At 64.7% G+C, this 16,671-nt stretch carries 12 protein-coding genes; 8 read left to right on the top strand and 4 right to left on the bottom strand.

Going from position 1 to position 16,671, the window contains the following annotated elements; genetic code table 11:
* Nucleotides 1-173 precede the first annotated feature (173 nt).
* Nucleotides 174-4,064: a DNA-directed RNA polymerase subunit beta' gene (gene rpoC, locus AUL38_RS06770; RefSeq protein WP_059060397.1), complete on the bottom strand. Its 3,891-nt coding sequence runs from the start codon at nt 4,062-4,064 to the stop codon at nt 174-176.
* 74 nt (nt 4,065-4,138) lie between these two features.
* Nucleotides 4,139-7,654 (bottom strand): DNA-directed RNA polymerase subunit beta, encoded by a 3,516-nt coding sequence (locus AUL38_RS06765; RefSeq protein ID WP_059060395.1) that lies wholly within the window; start codon nt 7,652-7,654, stop codon nt 4,139-4,141.
* 300 nt (nt 7,655-7,954) lie between these two features.
* Here AUL38_RS06765 and AUL38_RS06760 point away from each other — a divergent pair, with 300 nt between their 5' ends.
* Genes AUL38_RS06760 through AUL38_RS06745 form a run of 4 tightly spaced genes read left to right on the top strand, consistent with a single transcriptional unit; the run spans nt 7,955 to nt 10,262 of the window.
* Nucleotides 7,955-8,632, top strand: a complete 678-nt coding sequence (locus tag AUL38_RS06760; RefSeq protein ID WP_059060393.1) for a phosphatase PAP2 family protein — start codon at nt 7,955-7,957, stop codon at nt 8,630-8,632.
* Nucleotides 8,633-8,659: 27 nt separating this feature from the next.
* Nucleotides 8,660-8,932, top strand: coding sequence for a glutaredoxin domain-containing protein (locus AUL38_RS06755; protein ID WP_059060391.1), 273 nt, complete (start codon nt 8,660-8,662; stop codon nt 8,930-8,932).
* The gene (locus tag AUL38_RS06750; protein WP_059060389.1) at nt 8,929-9,792 is read left to right on the top strand and encodes a spermidine synthase; all 864 of its coding nucleotides are present in this window, start codon (nt 8,929-8,931) and stop codon (nt 9,790-9,792) included. Before AUL38_RS06755 ends, AUL38_RS06750 begins: the two co-directional genes overlap by 4 nt.
* Nucleotides 9,793-9,794: 2 nt before the next feature.
* Nucleotides 9,795-10,262, top strand: coding sequence for a SprT-like domain-containing protein (locus AUL38_RS06745; protein ID WP_059060388.1), 468 nt, complete (start codon nt 9,795-9,797; stop codon nt 10,260-10,262).
* 20 nt (nt 10,263-10,282) lie between these two features.
* Here the strand turns inward: AUL38_RS06745 and AUL38_RS06740 are convergent, their stop codons facing one another.
* Together AUL38_RS06740 and AUL38_RS06735 are read right to left on the bottom strand one after the other, a co-directional pair.
* A complete protein-coding gene (locus tag AUL38_RS06740; RefSeq protein WP_059060386.1) occupies nt 10,283-10,858 on the bottom strand; it encodes a DUF4916 domain-containing protein in 576 nt (191 codons plus the stop codon).
* 55 nt (nt 10,859-10,913) lie between these two features.
* The gene (locus AUL38_RS06735; RefSeq protein WP_059060464.1) at nt 10,914-12,164 is read right to left on the bottom strand and encodes a CapA family protein; all 1,251 of its coding nucleotides are present in this window, start codon (nt 12,162-12,164) and stop codon (nt 10,914-10,916) included.
* Nucleotides 12,165-12,197: 33 nt separating this feature from the next.
* Here AUL38_RS06735 and AUL38_RS06730 point away from each other — a divergent pair, with 33 nt between their 5' ends.
* The 4 genes from AUL38_RS06730 to AUL38_RS06715 all read left to right on the top strand — a co-directional run bounded on the left by AUL38_RS06730 (nt 12,198) and on the right by AUL38_RS06715 (nt 16,670).
* Nucleotides 12,198-12,983, top strand: a complete 786-nt coding sequence (locus AUL38_RS06730; RefSeq protein WP_059060383.1) for a M15 family metallopeptidase — start codon at nt 12,198-12,200, stop codon at nt 12,981-12,983.
* Between the two features lie 82 nt (nt 12,984-13,065).
* Nucleotides 13,066-14,259, top strand: a complete 1,194-nt coding sequence (locus AUL38_RS06725) for a N(5)-(carboxyethyl)ornithine synthase (protein WP_059060381.1) — start codon at nt 13,066-13,068, stop codon at nt 14,257-14,259.
* 47 nt (nt 14,260-14,306) lie between these two features.
* Nucleotides 14,307-14,987 carry a 1-acyl-sn-glycerol-3-phosphate acyltransferase gene (locus AUL38_RS06720; RefSeq protein ID WP_235590638.1) on the top strand — a complete coding sequence of 227 codons (681 nt, stop codon included), beginning with the start codon at nt 14,307-14,309 and terminating at the stop codon, nt 14,985-14,987.
* 9 nt (nt 14,988-14,996) lie between these two features.
* Nucleotides 14,997-16,670 (top strand): FAD-binding dehydrogenase, encoded by a 1,674-nt coding sequence (locus AUL38_RS06715; protein ID WP_059060380.1) that lies wholly within the window; start codon nt 14,997-14,999, stop codon nt 16,668-16,670.
* Nucleotide 16,671: the final 1 nt, after the last annotated feature.

The following is a 16,671-nucleotide window of genomic DNA, read 5'->3' as shown; positions in this document are numbered from 1 at the left end:
CCGCGCGGAACACGCGCACGAAACCATTCTGCGGGCTGCACGAGACCACAGCCCTGGGCCCGCGTTGAGCCGCGGCGCGATGCTCATATAACGCACACAGCGGGCGCCCACCCGAAGGTGGACGCCCGCTGTTTGACTGACCCGGCTACCCGCGACGCGGGCGGCCGAAACCCTTAGCTGTAGTTGCCGGGGTTGAACTCGTCAGAGGTGAAGGTGTCGAAGTCGACGAACGAGAAATCGTTCTCGTCGAACGTGCCCTCACCCGCATACATGCGGTTCGGGTAACGCTCGGCGCGAGCTTCCTCAGTCGCAGCGACATCAACATCGGTGTAGACACCCAGGCCGGTACCGGCCGGGATGAGCTTACCGATGATGACGTTCTCCTTGAGGCCGACGAGCGGATCGCGCGATCCCTCCATCGCGGCCTGCGTGAGCACGCGGGTGGTCTCCTGGAAGGAGGCCGCCGACAGCCACGACTCGGTCGCGAGCGACGCCTTGGTGATACCCATGACCTCGGGGCGGGCCGTCGCGGCACGCTTGCCGTCGACGAGCGCCTCGCGGTTGATCCGCTGGTAGCGCGAACGGTCAACGAGCTCGCCCGGAAGCAGCTCGGTCTCGCCGTGATCCACAACGGTCACCTTGCGGAGCATCTGACGAACGATGACCTCAATGTGCTTATCGTGGATCGGCACGCCCTGTGAACGGTACACGCCCTGCACGCCCTCAACGAGGTACTTCTGCACTGCGCGCTCGCCCGGAATGTGCTTGCCCTCCTCGGTCGCGCCAACCTGAAGGATGTCCTTCGGGTCAAGCGTTCCCTGGATGAAGGGGTGGCCGAGCTCAACGTGGTCGCCGTCCTCAACGAGGAGCGTCGAACGCTTCAGAACCGGGTACTGCTTCTCCTCAGAGCCGTCATCCGGCGTCAGGAGCACGCGACGGCTCTTCTCGGTGTCCTCGATCGTGATACGGCCTGCAGCCTCTGCGATCGGCGATGCACCCTTGGGGGTACGTGCCTCGAAGAGCTCCTGCACGCGGGGCAGACCCTGCGTGATGTCGTCCGCCGAAGCCGATCCACCCGTGTGGAAGGTACGCATGGTGAGCTGGGTTCCCGGCTCACCAATCGACTGTGCCGCGATGATGCCAACGGCCTCACCGATGTCGACGCGCTGACCGGTCGCGAGCGAACGGCCGTAGCAGGTCGCGCACACGCCGACTGCCGACTCACAGGTGAGCACCGAGCGCACCTTGATGTCAGTGATGCGAGCGCCAACGAGCAGCTCGATCGCGACGTCACCGACGTCAGAGCCGGCAGCTGCAACGACGTTGCCGTCAGCGTCAACCGCGTCAGCGGAGAGCGTACGAGCGTAGACCGAGTTCTCGACGTTCTCGTCAGGGACGATGACGCCGTCAACCTCGGTAGCGATCGGCAGCTCGAGACCACGACGGGTGCCGCAGTCTTCCTCGCGGATGATGACATCCTGCGAGACGTCCACCAGACGACGGGTCAGGTAACCCGAGTCAGCGGTACGCAGCGCGGTATCAGCAAGACCCTTACGCGCACCGTGGGTCGCGATGAAGTACTCCGCAACCGACAGGCCCTCACGGTACGAGTTAATGATCGGGCGAGGAATAATCTCACCCTTCGGGTCGGACACGAGGCCACGCATACCGGCGATGTTACGGATCTGCAGCCAGTTACCACGTGCACCAGACGACACCATCCGGAAGATGCTGTTGTCCTCGGGGAACGCGTCGCGCATAGCTTCTGCGACCTCGTCGGTTGCCTGGGTCCAGATCTTCACGAGATCTGCGTGACGCTCGTTTTCGGTGATGAGACCGCGATCGAAACGCTTCTGCACTGCCGCAGCTTCCTGCTCGTGCGTCTCAAGGATCTCAGCCTTGTTCGACGGGGTCACGATATCGGAGAGCGCGACGGTCACACCCGAGCGAGTTGCCCAGTGGAAACCGGCATCCTTGATGCGGTCGAGCGTTGCAGCGACCTCCACCTTCGGGTAGCGCTCAGCGAGATCGTTGACAAGGCTCGAAAGCGTGCCCTTGTCAGCAATCTGCTCGAAGTACACGTAGTCCGCGGGAAGCGCCTCGTTGAAGAGCGCACGCCCCAGCGTGGTCTCGACGATGACGGGCTTCTCCGAGGTGACGCCCGAAGCGTCGGTGTACCCGGTGAGACGGATCTTCGCCATCGCGCCAAGGTCGAGCGTGTTCTCGTCCATCGCGAGGATAGCCTCGGCGATCGATCCGAATGCGCGGCCCTCGCCGACTGCACCCTTCTTCACGGTGGTGAGGTGGGGCAGGCCGATGATCATATCCTGCGAAGGCAGGGTCACCGGGCGACCGTCAGACGGCTTCAGGATGTTGTTCGATGCGAGCATGAGCACGCGTGCCTCAGCCTGCGCCTCGACCGACAGCGGCAGGTGAACTGCCATCTGGTCACCATCAAAGTCGGCGTTGAACGCAGCACAGACGAGAGGGTGCAGCTGGATAGCCTTGCCCTCGACGAGCTGCGGCTCGAACGCCTGGATGCCGAGGCGGTGAAGCGTCGGTGCGCGGTTGAGCATCACGGGGCGCTCGCGGATGATCTCCTCGAGCACGTCCCAGACCTCGCTGCGTGAACGCTCGACCATGCGCTTGGCGGCCTTCACGTTCTGTGCGTGCGAGAGATCCATCAGGCGCTTGATGACGAACGGCTTGAACAGCTCGAGCGCCATCTGCTTCGGCAGACCACACTGGTGCAGCTTGAGCTGCGGTCCAACGACGATCACCGAACGGCCCGAGTAGTCAACGCGCTTACCGAGCAGGTTCTGACGGAATCGACCCTGCTTGCCCTTGAGCATGTCAGCGAGCGACTTCAGCGCACGGTTACCGGTGCCCGTAACGGGGCGGCCGCGGCGGCCGTTGTCGAAGAGTGCGTCGACAGCTTCCTGCAGCATGCGCTTCTCGTTGTTCACGATGATCTCGGGTGCTCCGAGATCGAGCAGGCGGCGCAGACGGTTGTTGCGGTTGATGACGCGGCGGTACAGATCGTTGAGATCCGAGGTCGCGAAGCGGCCACCGTCAAGCTGCACCATTGGGCGCAGCTCGGGCGGGATCACCGGAACGACGTCGAGCACCATTGCGGCCGGGCTTGCGCCGGTCTGCAGGAAGGCGCTGACGACCTTCAGGCGCTTGATCGCGCGGATCTTCTTCTGGCCCTTGCCCTCAGCGATCTGCAGGTGCAGCGTCTCCGCTTCCTGGACGAGGTCGAATGCCTCAAGGCGCTTCTTGATTGCCTCAGCACCCATGTAGGCCTCGAAGTAATCGCCGTAGCGGTCCATGAGGTCTGCGAAGACTGCGTCCTCAGGCTTGAGGTCGCCCACCTTCAGGCTGCGAAAATCGTCCCAGACACGCTCGAGACGAGCAATGTCGTCGTCGAAGCCGCGACGGATGAGCGTCATGTCCTTCTCAGCCGAAGCCTCCGCACGACGGCGCTGATCGGCCTTCGCCCCCTCAGCCTCGAGCGCAGCGAGATCGGTCTCGGCCTGCTTCTGGCGCTGAGCGACTGCGATGTCACGCTGGTCGCTGAGTGCCTTCAACTCGAGCCGAAGCTCTGCCTCAAGCTCAGCCATGTCTTCGTGACGGCCCTCATCATCGATGTCGATGATCATGTACGCAGCGAAGTAGATGACCTTCTCAAGGTCCTTCGGCGCCATGTCGAGCAGGTAGCCGAGGCGTGACGGGACACCCTTGAAGTACCAGATGTGGGTCACGGGAGCAGCGAGCTCGATGTGGCCCATGCGCTCACGACGAACGCTCGACTTGGTGACCTCTACGCCACAACGCTCACAGACGATGCCCTTGTAACGGACACGCTTGTACTTGCCACAGGCGCACTCCCAGTCGCGGGAAGGACCGAAGATCTGCTCACCGAACAGACCGTCCTTCTCCGGCTTCAGCGTGCGGTAGTTGATGGTCTCCGGCTTCTTGACCTCGCCGAATGACCAGCCACGGATATCGTCGGCGGTCGCCAGACGGATCTGCAGCTCATTGAAACTCGTACCCTCGAGCAAAATGTTCTCCTTGGATGAAAACGTAAAAATTCTGAAGCGGCTGGTGCCCCGCCCGCAGGCGGGGCGCAGCCAACTTAGATCTCGTCAGCCGAAGCTGCCTCGAAGCGCGTGGAAAGGTTAATGCCGAGCTCTTCCGCGGTGCGGTGTGCCTCGTCGTCGTTGTCGCGCAGGCTGACGGCGTTACCGTCTGCTCCGAGCACCTCAACGTTCAAGCAGAGCGACTGCATTTCCTTCATGAGAACGCGGAACGACTCGGGCACGCCCGGCTCCGGAATGTTCTCTCCGCGGACGATCGCCTCGTAGACCTTGACGCGGCCGAGGATGTCATCGGACTTGACCGTGAGCAGCTCCTGGAGCGCGTATGCGGCGCCGTAGGCCTCGAGGGCCCACACTTCCATCTCACCGAAGCGCTGTCCACCGAACTGCGCCTTACCACCGAGCGGCTGCTGGGTGATCATCGAGTACGGTCCGGTCGAACGCGCGTGAATCTTGTCATCCACGAGGTGGTGCAGCTTCAGGATGTACATGTAGCCGACAGCGATCGGGTACGGGTACGGCTCGCCTGAACGACCGTCGAACAGACGGGTCTTTCCGGTCGAGTCGATGAGGCGCTCACCATCACGGTTCGGCGTGGTCGAGTCGAGGAGACCAGCGATCTCGATCTCAGAGGCGCCATCGAATACCGGGGTTGCGACCTTGGTATCGGGGGCGGCTTCGAGAGCCGACTTCGCGAGCTTCGCAGCCCACTCAGGGTTGCCGTCGACCTTCCAGCCCTGCTTGGCGATCCAGCCGAGGTGAACCTCGAGCACCTGGCCGAAGTTCATGCGGCCGGGGATACCGAGCGGGTTGAGGATGACGTCAACGGGCGTACCGTCTTCGAGGAACGGCATGTCCTCGATGGGGAGGATCTTCGAAATAACGCCCTTGTTGCCGTGACGGCCAGCAAGCTTGTCGCCCTCGGTGATCTTACGCTTCTGCGCGATGTACACGACCACGCGCTGGTTGACACCAGAGCCGAGGTCATCATCGTTGTCGTTCTCGGCGTCGAACACCTTCACAGAGGTGACGGTGCCGGCAACGCCGTGCGGAACCTTCAGCGAGGTATCGCGAACCTCGCGGCTCTTCTCATTGAAGATCGCGCGGAGCAGACGCTCCTCTGCCGAAAGCTCGGTCTCGCCCTTCGGCGTGACCTTGCCGACGAGGATGTCGCCGGGGTTGACCTCAGCGCCAATGCGGATGATGCCGCGCTCGTCGAGATCCTTCAGCGCCTCCATGCTCGCGTTGGGGAGATCACGGGTGATCTCTTCCTTGCCGAGCTTGGTGTCGCGCGCGTCGACGTCGTACTCCTCGATGTGGATCGACGACAGCGTGTCGTCCTTCACGAGGTTCTGGCTGAGGATGATCGCGTCCTCGAAGTTGTGACCCTCCCACGGCATGAACGCTACGAGGAGGTTCTTGCCGAGCGCGAGCTCACCGTTCTCGGTTGCGGGGCCGTCAGCGATGACCTCGCCGGCCTCGATCCGCTCGCCAGCCTTGACGATGACGCGGTGGTTGTAGTTCGTGCCCTGGTTCGAGCGATCGAACTTGCGCATGTAGTACTTCTTCGTGCCGCCCTCGTCGAGCGTGATGCTCACGAAGTCAGCGGAAACGTCGGTGACAACGCCAGCCTGCTCGGCAACGATGACGTCGCCTGCGTCGATGGCTGCGTAGCCCTCCATGCCGGTGCCGACGAGCGGCGACTCGGAACGAACGAGCGGCACGGCCTGACGCTGCATGTTCGCGCCCATGAGCGCGCGGTTCGCATCGTCATGCTCGAGGAACGGAATGAGCGAGGTCGCAACCGACACCATCTGGCGAGCGGAGACGTCCATGTACTGCACGGTGTCTGCATCAACGAGCTGCACCTCGGAGCCACGGGGGCGCGCGAGAACCTGCTCGTCGGCGAACTTGCCGTCCTGGTTCACCGGAGCACCAGCCTGTGCGATGAGGAACTCGTCCTCTTCGTGCGCGGTGAGGTAATCGACCTGGTCGGTGACGGTGCCGTCGACGATGCGGCGGTACGGGGTCTCGATGAAGCCGAACGCGTTGATCCGTGCGAACGTTGCGAGTGCACCGATCAGGCCAATGTTCGGGCCTTCCGGCGTCTCAATGGGGCACATACGTCCGTAGTGCGAGGGGTGAACGTCTCGCACCTCGACGCCTGCGCGGTCACGTGACAGACCGCCGGGGCCGAGCGCAGACAGACGACGCTTGTTCGTCAGGCCTGCGCGCGGGTTGTTCTGAGCCATGAACTGCGACAGCTGCGAGGTGCCGAAGAACTCCTTGATCGCTGCGAGCACGGGGCGCGTGTTGATCAGGGTGTTCGGGGTGATCGCTTCAATGTCCTGCGTGGTCATGCGCTCGCGAACGACGCGCTCCATGCGGCTGAGACCGGTGCGCACCTGGTTCTGGATGAGCTCGCCAACCGCACGGATACGACGGTTACCGAAGTGATCGATGTCGTCGGTGTCGAGGCGGTTGTCGAATGCCTTGCCCTCGCGGGTGCCGGGAAGCGTCTCGGTGCCTGCGTGGAGGCCTACGAGGTACTTGATCGTCGCGACGATGTCCTCAAGCGAGAGCACCGAGTCGGTGATCGGAGCTTCGAGGCCGAGCTTGCGGTTGATCTTGTAACGGCCAACCTTCGCAAGGTCGTAGCGCTTCGAGTTGAAGTAGCTGTTGTCGAGGAGCGCACGCGCAGCCTCAATCGCAACCTGCTCGCCCGGGCGCTGCTTGCGGTAGATGTCCTTGAGCGCTTCCTCCTGGAGGTTCACGCCCTCCTTCTCGACAACGCCGTCCTTCTCGAGGGTGAGCGCGATCGACTCGTAGCCGGCGAACTCCTCGAGGATCTCAGCGGTGGTCATACCGAGTGCCTTCAGGAACACGGTGACCGACTGCTTACGCTTGCGGTCGATGCGAACGCCGACCTGATCACGCTTGTCGATCTCGAACTCGAGCCATGCACCACGGCTCGGGATCACGCGTGCCGAGAACACGTCCTTATCCGAGGTCTTCTCCTGCTGACGCTCGAAGTAGACACCGGGGCTACGGACGAGCTGCGACACGATGACGCGCTCGGTGCCGTTAATGATGAACGTGCCCTTGTCGGTCATGAGCGGGAAGTCGCCCATGTAGACCGTCTGGCTCTTGAGTACCTGCGTCTCGGTGTTGTAGAACGCTGCCTCAACGTAGAGGGGAGCCGAGTAGGTCTTCCCGCGCTCCTTGCACTCGTCGATCGAGAACTTCTGGTCATCGAGGATGGGGTTCTCGAAGGAGAGCTGCATGGTGCCAGCGTTGTCCTCGATCGGGGACATCTCCTCGAAGATCTCCTCGAGGCCACTCTTCAGCGCGATGTCATCGCGCCCCTGAGCCTGTGCCTCTTTGACGCGGGTTACCCACGCGTCGTTACCGACGAGCCAATCAAAGCTCTCGAGCTGAAGTGCCAGCAGATTTGGCACCGACAGCGTGTCGGAAATCTTAGCGAATGAGAGCCGCGAGTGATTGCGACCGTTCTTCGGGTTATTAGTGGACGATGCGTTGGGCGCAGCAGCCAAGGAAGTACCTCCGTGGGCCCCGTCGGGCCGGTTGACTTGGTCTTGCGAAGAATTGCTCTGCGGTCACACGGGAGTTCATTTGCGCCTGCGCGCCAACTCCCGGGGCCTTCCGCTATATGAAGGCAGACTCGTGTCCATAGTGCAGCTTTCTACTGTAACACCATCGTTACGCCCTGACAAGGGTCGCCAAGCACCAATGTGAATCAACACTCACACCGTAGCCGAAACTGCGACCTGACTGCCAGCTGGGGCAAAGCTCGCTACCAGGCACGGGGCAGGCTCGGCCGTTACTGTGAGTGCATGATGTCGAAGCCCGGAGCCTCAGGAATTGCCTGGGCGATCGTTGCGATCGTTGCGGTCGGCGGGCTTGGGGCCTACATCCACTTCGTGCAGAGCGGCCCCCTCCCCTTCGACGAAGCCTGGCGGCCAGCAGCACGACTCACCCCCGGATCCATCGCATTCACGGTCGCCGCGTTTCTCGCTGAGATTGGCTCGAGCGTGGGTGTCGCGGCGTGCGGAGTCGTCGCCTGCGCGCTCCTCCTGACCCGGCATTTCGTGCGGGAGGCTGCAGCCCTGGCAACCGCCCTCGTGCTCGGCGTCACGCTCTCGGAGGTCACCAAGTACCTCGTCGTGCGCCCGCGGCCGCTTGACGCGCTCTACTCGTGGGACGGCTATTCCTTTCCCTCAGGTCATTCCATGGGCGCCGCGGCGCTCGCAGTTTCCGTCGCCTACGCGGTATCGTCCGTCTACCGTCGCGGGGCAACCTTCGTCAACAGGTCATCGGTGACCTGGATGTGGATCGCAGCCGTCTGTTGGACGCTCGCGATGATGTGGAGCCGCACCGCACTCGGCGTCCACTGGCTCAGTGACACTCTTGCTGGCGCGCTGCTGGGCATCGCCGCGGCTGTGATTGCGCAGCGTCTCTGGCAGCGTCGGGGAGCAAAGATTTCCACAGGGCGCGGCCACCCAGCCCGTTAACCGGCCGAAGTCCGTAAGATTGGCCGCATGAGCGAGACGCAGCAGACTGAGACCCCCAGCATCCGCATCTTCGGCGCCGATTGGTGCGGCGACTGCCGCCGCGCGAAGCGTGTCTTCGGCGAGGCCGAGGTGGCCTATGAGTGGATCGACCTCATCGAGACGCCCGAGGCCGCAGAGGTCGCCGCAGACATCAGCGGCCGAAAGAACATCCCGGTCATCACGTACCCGGATGGCACCCACCAGGTCGAGCCCAGCGACGCTGACATGCGCGCGAAGCTCACCGAGCTCGGGCTGGTGTGAGCCTCCCGGGTCCCGTCACACTTGCCTCAGGGCGCACTGCCTCGATCGAGGCGGACCGCTGGGTCGACGGCGCAATTGAGCTTGTGATCGACGGGACTCCGCAGTCCCATGTGAATCTTCGGGATCCCTCGGATCTGTTCTTCGAGTACATGCGCCGCATTGGGCACGTTATCGACCTCTTTCGCCCAGCCGGAGAGCCTATCTCCGCGCTCCACCTCGGCGGCGGTGCGTTCTCCCTCCCCCGGTATGTCGAGGCGACCCGTCCAGGAAGCCGGCAGCAGGTCATTGAGCTCGAAAGTGTCCTCGTTGATCTCGTCCGGGAAGCCGCTCCGCTGCCGAAACGCGCGAGCATCCGTGTACGCCATGGCGATGCACGAGAGGTTCTCGGCAAGCTCCCCGACGGTATGCGCGGCGCAATGGATCTCGTGGTCGTCGACATTTTCGCCGGTTCCCAGACGCCCGCCCATGTATCGAGCGTGGAGTTTTACGAGCTCGTGCGCCCGTTCCTCGCTCCCGATGGTCTCGTCGTGATCAACGCTGCGGACGGCACCGGGCTCCCGTTCGTGCGGGGCCAACTCGCGACGTTGCAGTCTCTGTTTAGCGAGGTTGTGGCGATCGCCGAGCCGCAGGTGCTCAAGGGCCGCAGATACGGCAACGTTGTCATTGTCGCGTCCAACGGCACCAAGGGTTCACCCAACAGCGAGCTCGATTGGCTCCCCCGGCTGCTCGCCGGCGGACCGCACCCCGCGAGACTCCTCGCTGACCGTGAACTCTCCGAACTCATCGGCACCACCAAGCCAGTCACGGATGCGACGGCGGTGGATTCGCCCGCTCCCAGCCCAGGCATCTTCGGGGCCTAACCATGAGCGAGCTGCACCGGGTGCGGGGCTGGGCTGAGGCCCTGATCCGGCACCACCTCGACCCGCGCTTCGGCGAGGGAACTTGGAGCTTTGGCTTCGACAATGCGAAGCGCCGGGCGGGCTTGTGCAATTACACGGAGCGCCGGATCACCGTCTCGAAGTATCTTGCCGAGAAATTCGAGGACGACGAGATCCACCAGGTGTTGTTGCATGAGGTCGCCCACGCGCTCGCGGGCTCCGCAGCTGCCCACGGCCCTCAGTGGCAGCAGGTCGCCCGCGATTTGGGATACGTCGGTGGACGCACGCACGAGGGAGAGATTGCGCATGAGCGTGCTCCGTGGATCGGCAGGTGCCCCGGAGGACACGAACACTTCCGGTTCCGCAAGCCCGTCAGGGAGGCGTCGTGTGCGAAGTGTGCCCGCGGCTTCTCTCGCGCACACCTCATCGCGTGGGAGCGACGCCTAACGTAGCCCAGCCACAGCGGGGCGGCTCAGCAGCCGACGGTGCTAAGCACCTGCCGCAGGAGCAGGCCGCGGCCGTCAGGAAGCTCACCGATCGTGTCTGCGGCGAGCGCGTCCTCCGGCGTCATCCAGTTGACCTCGAGGGTATCCTGTCGCGGGTCGCAGCTTCCTGTCACGGGCACGACGTACACGAGCGACACCGCGTGCTGACGTTCGTCGACGTACTGTGAGATACCCGGCATCGGGAAGTACTCGGCGACCATCGCTGGCATGAGCGTAGTCGGCATTTGCGGAAACGCCATTGGGCCGAGATCGTTCTCGAGGTGGCGGTAGAGCGCTTCTCGAAGTGGTTCGCCAAAGCGCACCCTGCCCGATACGAACGCCCGGGTGAGATGCCCCTCCGGCGTGCTGCGCAGCAGCAGTCCGACTTCGATCACCTTGCCGAGACCGTCGAGTCGCACCGGCACCGCCTCAACGTAGAGTACGGGGATCCGCCCGCGCACGAAGAGAAGTTCTTCCTCGTTCAGCCAGCCCGGGTTTCCGGCAGGCGCGGGACGATCCTCCGGACCGTCGGAGTCTGGAAGTTCTGCGGTTCCGATCGACATGCCCTTATTCTGTCAAACTTGTGGCGCTCTGCGTGGCATTCCGGCCGAACCTGTCTCAGCGTTCGCGGACAGCGACAGCTTCGCCCAGAATCTGCTTGGTTGCTGCGAACTGCTCGGCTGCGCTCGTGTCGAAGCGGGTTCCAGCGAAGAGCGGCGCAGCATCAGCCAGTGGCGTGAGTGAAAGGTTGGTCCGGGCCAACAGGTCGCCCGCTGCCTCCTGCTCGGCCGTCCACTCGTAGTGCATATAGGTCGGCATGGCGGTGGGGTTCGCGATGGAGAACTTCCCCGCGTCGTCTTTCACGATGTCGAAGCCCGCGACGACCCCGGTGCGCTGGTCGAGTTCGAGCTGGGTGCTGAGCATGTTGCCGATCGAGTACCACACGAGCGTTTGCTTGCCGTCTGCACAGTCAAGCCATTCGACGCTCTGCAGCACGTGTGGGCCGGTCCCGATGATGACGTCTGCGCCGAGCGCGCTCACCTTCGCCGCGAATGCACGCTGGGCGTCGTTTACCTCGTGGGAGTCTTCGGTCCCCCAGTGCGCGGAGACGAGCACGATGTCGGCCTGTTCCCGCGCCTGGGTCACGAGTCGCTGCACGAGCGCATCGTCGTCCATGAAGTTCATCGAGGTCTTGTCGATGGGCGCATTCGAGAACTCGGCGAACGAGACAAGGGCAATCTGCACCCCGTCGTGTTCAAAGACGGTGAGGGCGCTCTGCTCGTCAGCGTTGCGGCTCGCGCCGTTGACCACAGCGGGGCCGAGCCCGTCCCATGCGGCCCGCGTAGCCGCGATGCCCGCGACCCCCTTGTCTGCGTTGTGGTTCGTCGCGAGGTTCACGAGGTCACACCCGGCGGCCCCGCGCAGATCGCGAGCGAACTCTGTCGGCGCGTTGAACGTCGGATAGCCGCTGATCCCGAACTCCACGCCGGCGCTCGGGACCTCCTGGTTGCAGAACGTCACATCTGCCGCGTCGAGTTGGCTGCGCAGACCCGCAAAGAACGGCGCGTAGTCGTAGCTTCCGTCGGCCTGCTTCGCGTTCTCGTTCACCGAGTCGTGCGGGAGCATGTCGCCCATCGCGATCACGCGGATCGCCTCGGGCCCAGCGGGTTCAGCTGGCTCCTCGGGGGTCTGCGCTGGCGCGGTCGCTGCGGGCTCCGGCTTCGCCGGTGGTGTGGGGTCGCCCCCAAAGAAAAGCACCGCGGCCGCGACCGCAGCAGCGATGACGAGCACCGTCGCCACGATCACTGCGATGACGGTGGTTGTACTCGGTCGGCGTTTCGCGGACCCGGTGGGCTCGGTGTCAGTCACCACTTCAGCTTAAGCCTCGTTAGGCTTGGGGGCATGCACCTTCTCGGTTCCCGCACGACCCTTCGTCGCCCGTCCGTGATCGTTGCGGGGTTGGCGGCGCTCCTGGTGCTCACCGCTTGCGCCGCGGAACCGCCCGCAGCGCAGCCCACTGCTTCGGAATCTCCTTCTCCGGCTCCTCCTCCCCCAAGCGAGCCAGCGCCGCAGCCATCATTCGACAAGGCGGCGCTCTCAATCGACGATCCGGCGTCGCTGTGGGTCGTGAGCAACAAGCAGCGCCCCCTGGATCCCGTCGATTTCGCCCCGACGGATCTGGTGGTGCCAGAGGAAGTCGGAAACGAGTTCGCGCAGCCACTCCGGGAGCCTGCTGCCCGAGCCGCGGAGGATCTCATCGGCGCAGCGGCCGCTGCGGGGCACGATGTGTGGATCATCAGTGCCTACCGTGACTACGCAACTCAGGTAGCGCTGTACGCGGGCTACGTCGAGCGCGACGGCGCCGAGGCTGCAGATCGGTACTCCGCGCGGCCCGGCCACTCCGAGCACCAGACGGGGCTCGTCATCGATCTTGATGACCATGGCGCATGCTACCTCGATGGCTGCTTCGGTGACACGGCCGCGGGGGCCTGGCTGGCAGAGCATGCCGCCGAGTATGGCTACATCATCAGGTATCCCGAGGGAAAGGAAGCAGTGACGGGCTTCATGCCCGAGCCTTGGCACTTCCGATTCGTGGGTACAGACCTCGCGTTGGAGATGCGCGCGACAGCGGTCACAACACTTGAGGAGTTCTTCGGGCTCCCCGCCGCTCCCGGCTACACAGACTGACGCCCCTTCCCTGAACGCGTCACATCTCCCCGAGCTATCGTGAGGGAAAGGTGGCCACCGTGGCTTTCCGCGAACGGACGCAATGCACGCGCAGTACGCTCAGTCCCCACTTCCACCCCTCGCTAGCGGGGCAACGCTCGGCTTGATCGGCAGCTCGCTCAAGCCGGACGAGCACCGTGTGCCCATTCACCCGGATCACTTCGAGCGGATCCCGCCGGAGCTCCGCGCCCGGATCACCGTCGAGAGCGGGTATGGGCTCCGCTTCGGCGTCAGCGACGATGATCTCGGCGCGCAGTTCTCGCGGGTCGCGAGCCGGGAGCAGACGCTCTCGGAACCAGACGTCGTGCTGATCCCGAAGCCGCAGCACGCGGATCTCCGCGCCATGCGCGCCGGCCAGACGCTCTGGGGCTGGCCGCACTGCGTCCAAGACGCGGCGCTCACGCAGCTCGCCATCGACAAGCGGCTCACGCTCATCGCGTTCGAGCAGATGAATCACTGGCACGAGGACGGATCGTTCAACCTGCACGTGTTCCACACGAACAACGAGCTCGCGGGCTACTGTTCCGTCTTCCACGCGCTGCAGCTCCAGGGGGTGACCGGCAACTATGGGCGACGGCTGAGCGCCACCGTGATCGGGTTCGGGGCGACTGCCCGCGGCGCGGTGACCGCGCTCTCCGCCCACGGCATTTCCGACGTCCGGGTGTTGACGAGCCGCGAGGTTGCCGCGGTCGCGTCGCCGATCCACTCGGTCGAGATGGTGCACGTCGACTATTCAGAGGGCCCGCTGATTCGGGAGGTCACCCGCGAGACGGGCACGGTCCCACTCGCGTCCTTCCTCAGCGAGGGCGATATCGTCGTGAACTGTGTGCTGCAGGATCCAAACGCACCGGTGACCTACCTCTGTGAGGAGGATCTGCGTGAGTTCAGGCAGGGCAGTCTCATCGTCGACGTGTCGTGCGACGAGGGCATGGGCTTCGCCTGGGCCCGCCCGACATCGTTTGCGGAGCCCACGTTCGAGCTCGGCCACGGGGTGACCTACTACGCGGTGGATCACAGCCCGTCGTACCTCTGGAACTCGGCGAGCTGGGAGAACAGCGCCGCGCTGCTGCCGTTCCTCGACGCCGTGATGGCGGGACCCGAGGCGTGGGATCGCGATGCGACGATCGCGCACGCGATTGAGATCCGAGACGGCGTTATCGTCAACCCAGCGATTCTCGACTTCCAGTCGCGAGCTCCGCTGTACCCGCACGACATCTCCGCGAGCACGCCGGTCTAACCTGGCGCTGCACCCTGGGTTGCCTCGGTTGAGGCTAAGCTTTTGCAGTGACTTCAGCTGCAAAGCCGGCCCGCCCCGGCGTCGTGTTCTCCATCGGGCGGGCGATCCTCACCCCCGTGCTCTGGCTGCTGTACCGCCCGCAGATCACCGGCCGCGAGTCGTTCCCGATGAGTGGGGCCGTGCTGCTCGTCAGCAACCACTTCTCGATGCTCGACACGGTACTCATTCCGTCGTTCACGCCGCGCAAGGTGCAGTTCCTTGCGAAGGCGTCACTGTTTTCCGGCGCGATCGGCCGCTGGTTTTTCACGGGCATCGGCGCAGTCCCCGTGCACCGCGGCGCGTCGAGCGCGGCACAAGCTGCGCTCGACGCCGGCCGGGAGGTCCTCGCGCACGGCAGCGTCTTCGTCGTGTTCCCCGAGGGAAGCCGCTCGCGCGACGGGAAACTCTACCGCGGCAAGAGCGGAGCCGCATGGCTCGCCCTCGAGACCGGTGCCACGGTCGTTCCCGTCGGGATCCTCGGCACGAATCGTCGACTCCGCGACCCTGCCACGGGCAAGCGGCAGCGGATCCAGATCCACTTCGGCGCGCCCCTGGAACTCGGCGATCTCTCGGCGCTGCCTGCCGGGCGCGCCCGCCGCGAGACGACCGAACGCATGATGGTCGCGATTCAGGCGCTCACCGGCCAGGAGCGCGTGAATGCATTCGCAGAAGGCAGCACCGGCGCGTAGCATGGCGGCATGGACGCTGATGTCATTGTCGTAGGGGCTGGGCTCTCCGGGCTCGTTGCGGCTCGTGAGGCCTATCGCGCAGGGCTGCGCACCATCATCCTCGACCAGGAGGGGCCGCAGGATCTCGGCGGCCAGGCCTGGTGGTCGTTCGGCGGGCTCTTCCTCGTCGACTCCCCCGAGCAACGCAGGCTCGGGGTCAAGGACTCGTTTGAACTCGCATGGCAGGATTGGCAGGGCAGCGCCCAGTGGGACCGCTTCGACGGCGATCAACCGGACGATGGTTGGGCTTCTCGCTGGGGCAGGGCGTACGTCGAGTGGGCCGCCGGCGGCAAGCGCGAGTGGCTCCGTGAGCTCGGGATCGAGCTCACGCCGATGGTGGGCTGGGCGGAGCGCGGGGATCTCACCGCGACCGGCCACGGCAATTCCGTGCCGCGCTTCCACGTCGCGTGGGGCACCGGCACCGGCGTCGTCGCACCGTTCATTGCGGCTGCGCACGAGGCTGTCGAATCCGGCCTGACCATGATCAAACACCGACACCGCGTCGACGAACTCATCACCGAGAACGGCGCGGTTGTTGGGGTGCGCGGCACACTGCTCGCCCCCGCAACCGGTGACCGAGGCGCCTCATCGAACCGCGAGGCGACGGGCGACTTCGAGCTGCGGGCGAACGCGGTCATCGTCGCGAGCGGCGGCATCGGCGGCAACCACGACCTCGTACGACAGCACTGGCCGGAACGTCTCGGATCCGCACCGCGCGAGATGGTCACGGGCGTCCCCGCATACGTCGACGGCCGAATGATCGACATCACCGCGGACGCAGGCGCGCGGCTCGTCAACCAGGATCGCATGTGGCACTACACGGAGGGCATCAAGAACTGGTACCCGGTCTGGCCCGGCCACGCGATCCGGGTGCTCCCCGGACCCTCACCACTCTGGCTCGATGCGCTCGGGCGCAGGCTGCCCGCGCCTGGGCTGCCCGGTCACGATACGCTCGGCACGCTGAAGCTGCTGCGCACCCTCCCCGGGCTTGAAGCGCACGACCACTCCTGGTTCATTGTTTCCAGTCGGATCGCCGCGAAAGAATTTGCGCTCTCCGGGTCCGAGCAGAACCCCGACCTCACCCACCGCGACAAGAAGCTCCTCATGAAGACCCGCCTCGGCAAGGGAGCCCCGGGCCCCGTGCAGGCGTTCATCGATCGCGGCGTCGACTTCGTGACCGCGGATTCCGTCGCGGAACTCGTCGCGAAGATGAACGACCTCACCGACGAACCTCTCCTCGACCCGGCCGCGGTTGCCGAGGTCGTGCGAGCGAGGGATGCGGAATTCGAGAACTCGTTCTCGAAGGACGCGCAGGCGATGAGTGTCCACAATTCGCGCCGCTATCTCGGCGACCGGCTCACCCGCACCACGAAGCCCCACAAGCTCCTCGATCCATCCGCGGGCCCGCTCGTCGGCATCAAGCTCCATGTACTCACTCGCAAGACGCTTGGCGGTGTGCAGACCGATCTGTCCTCGCGCGCGCTCGGGCCTGACGGCTCCCCCGTTCCCGGCCTGTACGCCGTCGGCGAGGTCGCCGGCTTCGGCGGTGGCGGCGTGCACGGTTACAACGCGCTCGAGGGCACATTCCTTGGCGGTTGCCTGTTCTCGGGCCGCGCCGCCGGCCGCTCGGTAGCAGGGCTCTAAC

It is taken from the genome of Leucobacter sp. G161, assembly GCF_001482305.1.
In the GTDB taxonomy this organism is placed as follows: domain Bacteria; phylum Actinomycetota; class Actinomycetes; order Actinomycetales; family Microbacteriaceae; genus Leucobacter.
This window is presented reverse-complemented; position numbering and strand designations above follow the sequence as displayed.

Coding starts and splice junctions, on each gene's coding strand:
- AUL38_RS06760 (WP_059060393.1), top strand. CDS start 7,955: ATGATGTCGAAGCCCGGAGCCTCAGGAATTGCCTGGGCGATCGTTGCG.
- AUL38_RS06755 (WP_059060391.1), top strand. CDS start 8,660: ATGAGCGAGACGCAGCAGACTGAGACCCCCAGCATCCGCATCTTCGGC.
- AUL38_RS06745 (WP_059060388.1), top strand. CDS start 9,795: ATGAGCGAGCTGCACCGGGTGCGGGGCTGGGCTGAGGCCCTGATCCGG.
- AUL38_RS06740 (WP_059060386.1), bottom strand. CDS start 10,858: ATGTCGATCGGAACCGCAGAACTTCCAGACTCCGACGGTCCGGAGGAT.
- AUL38_RS06730 (WP_059060383.1), top strand. CDS start 12,198: ATGCACCTTCTCGGTTCCCGCACGACCCTTCGTCGCCCGTCCGTGATC.
- AUL38_RS06725 (WP_059060381.1), top strand. CDS start 13,066: ATGCACGCGCAGTACGCTCAGTCCCCACTTCCACCCCTCGCTAGCGGG.
- AUL38_RS06715 (WP_059060380.1), top strand. CDS start 14,997: ATGGACGCTGATGTCATTGTCGTAGGGGCTGGGCTCTCCGGGCTCGTT.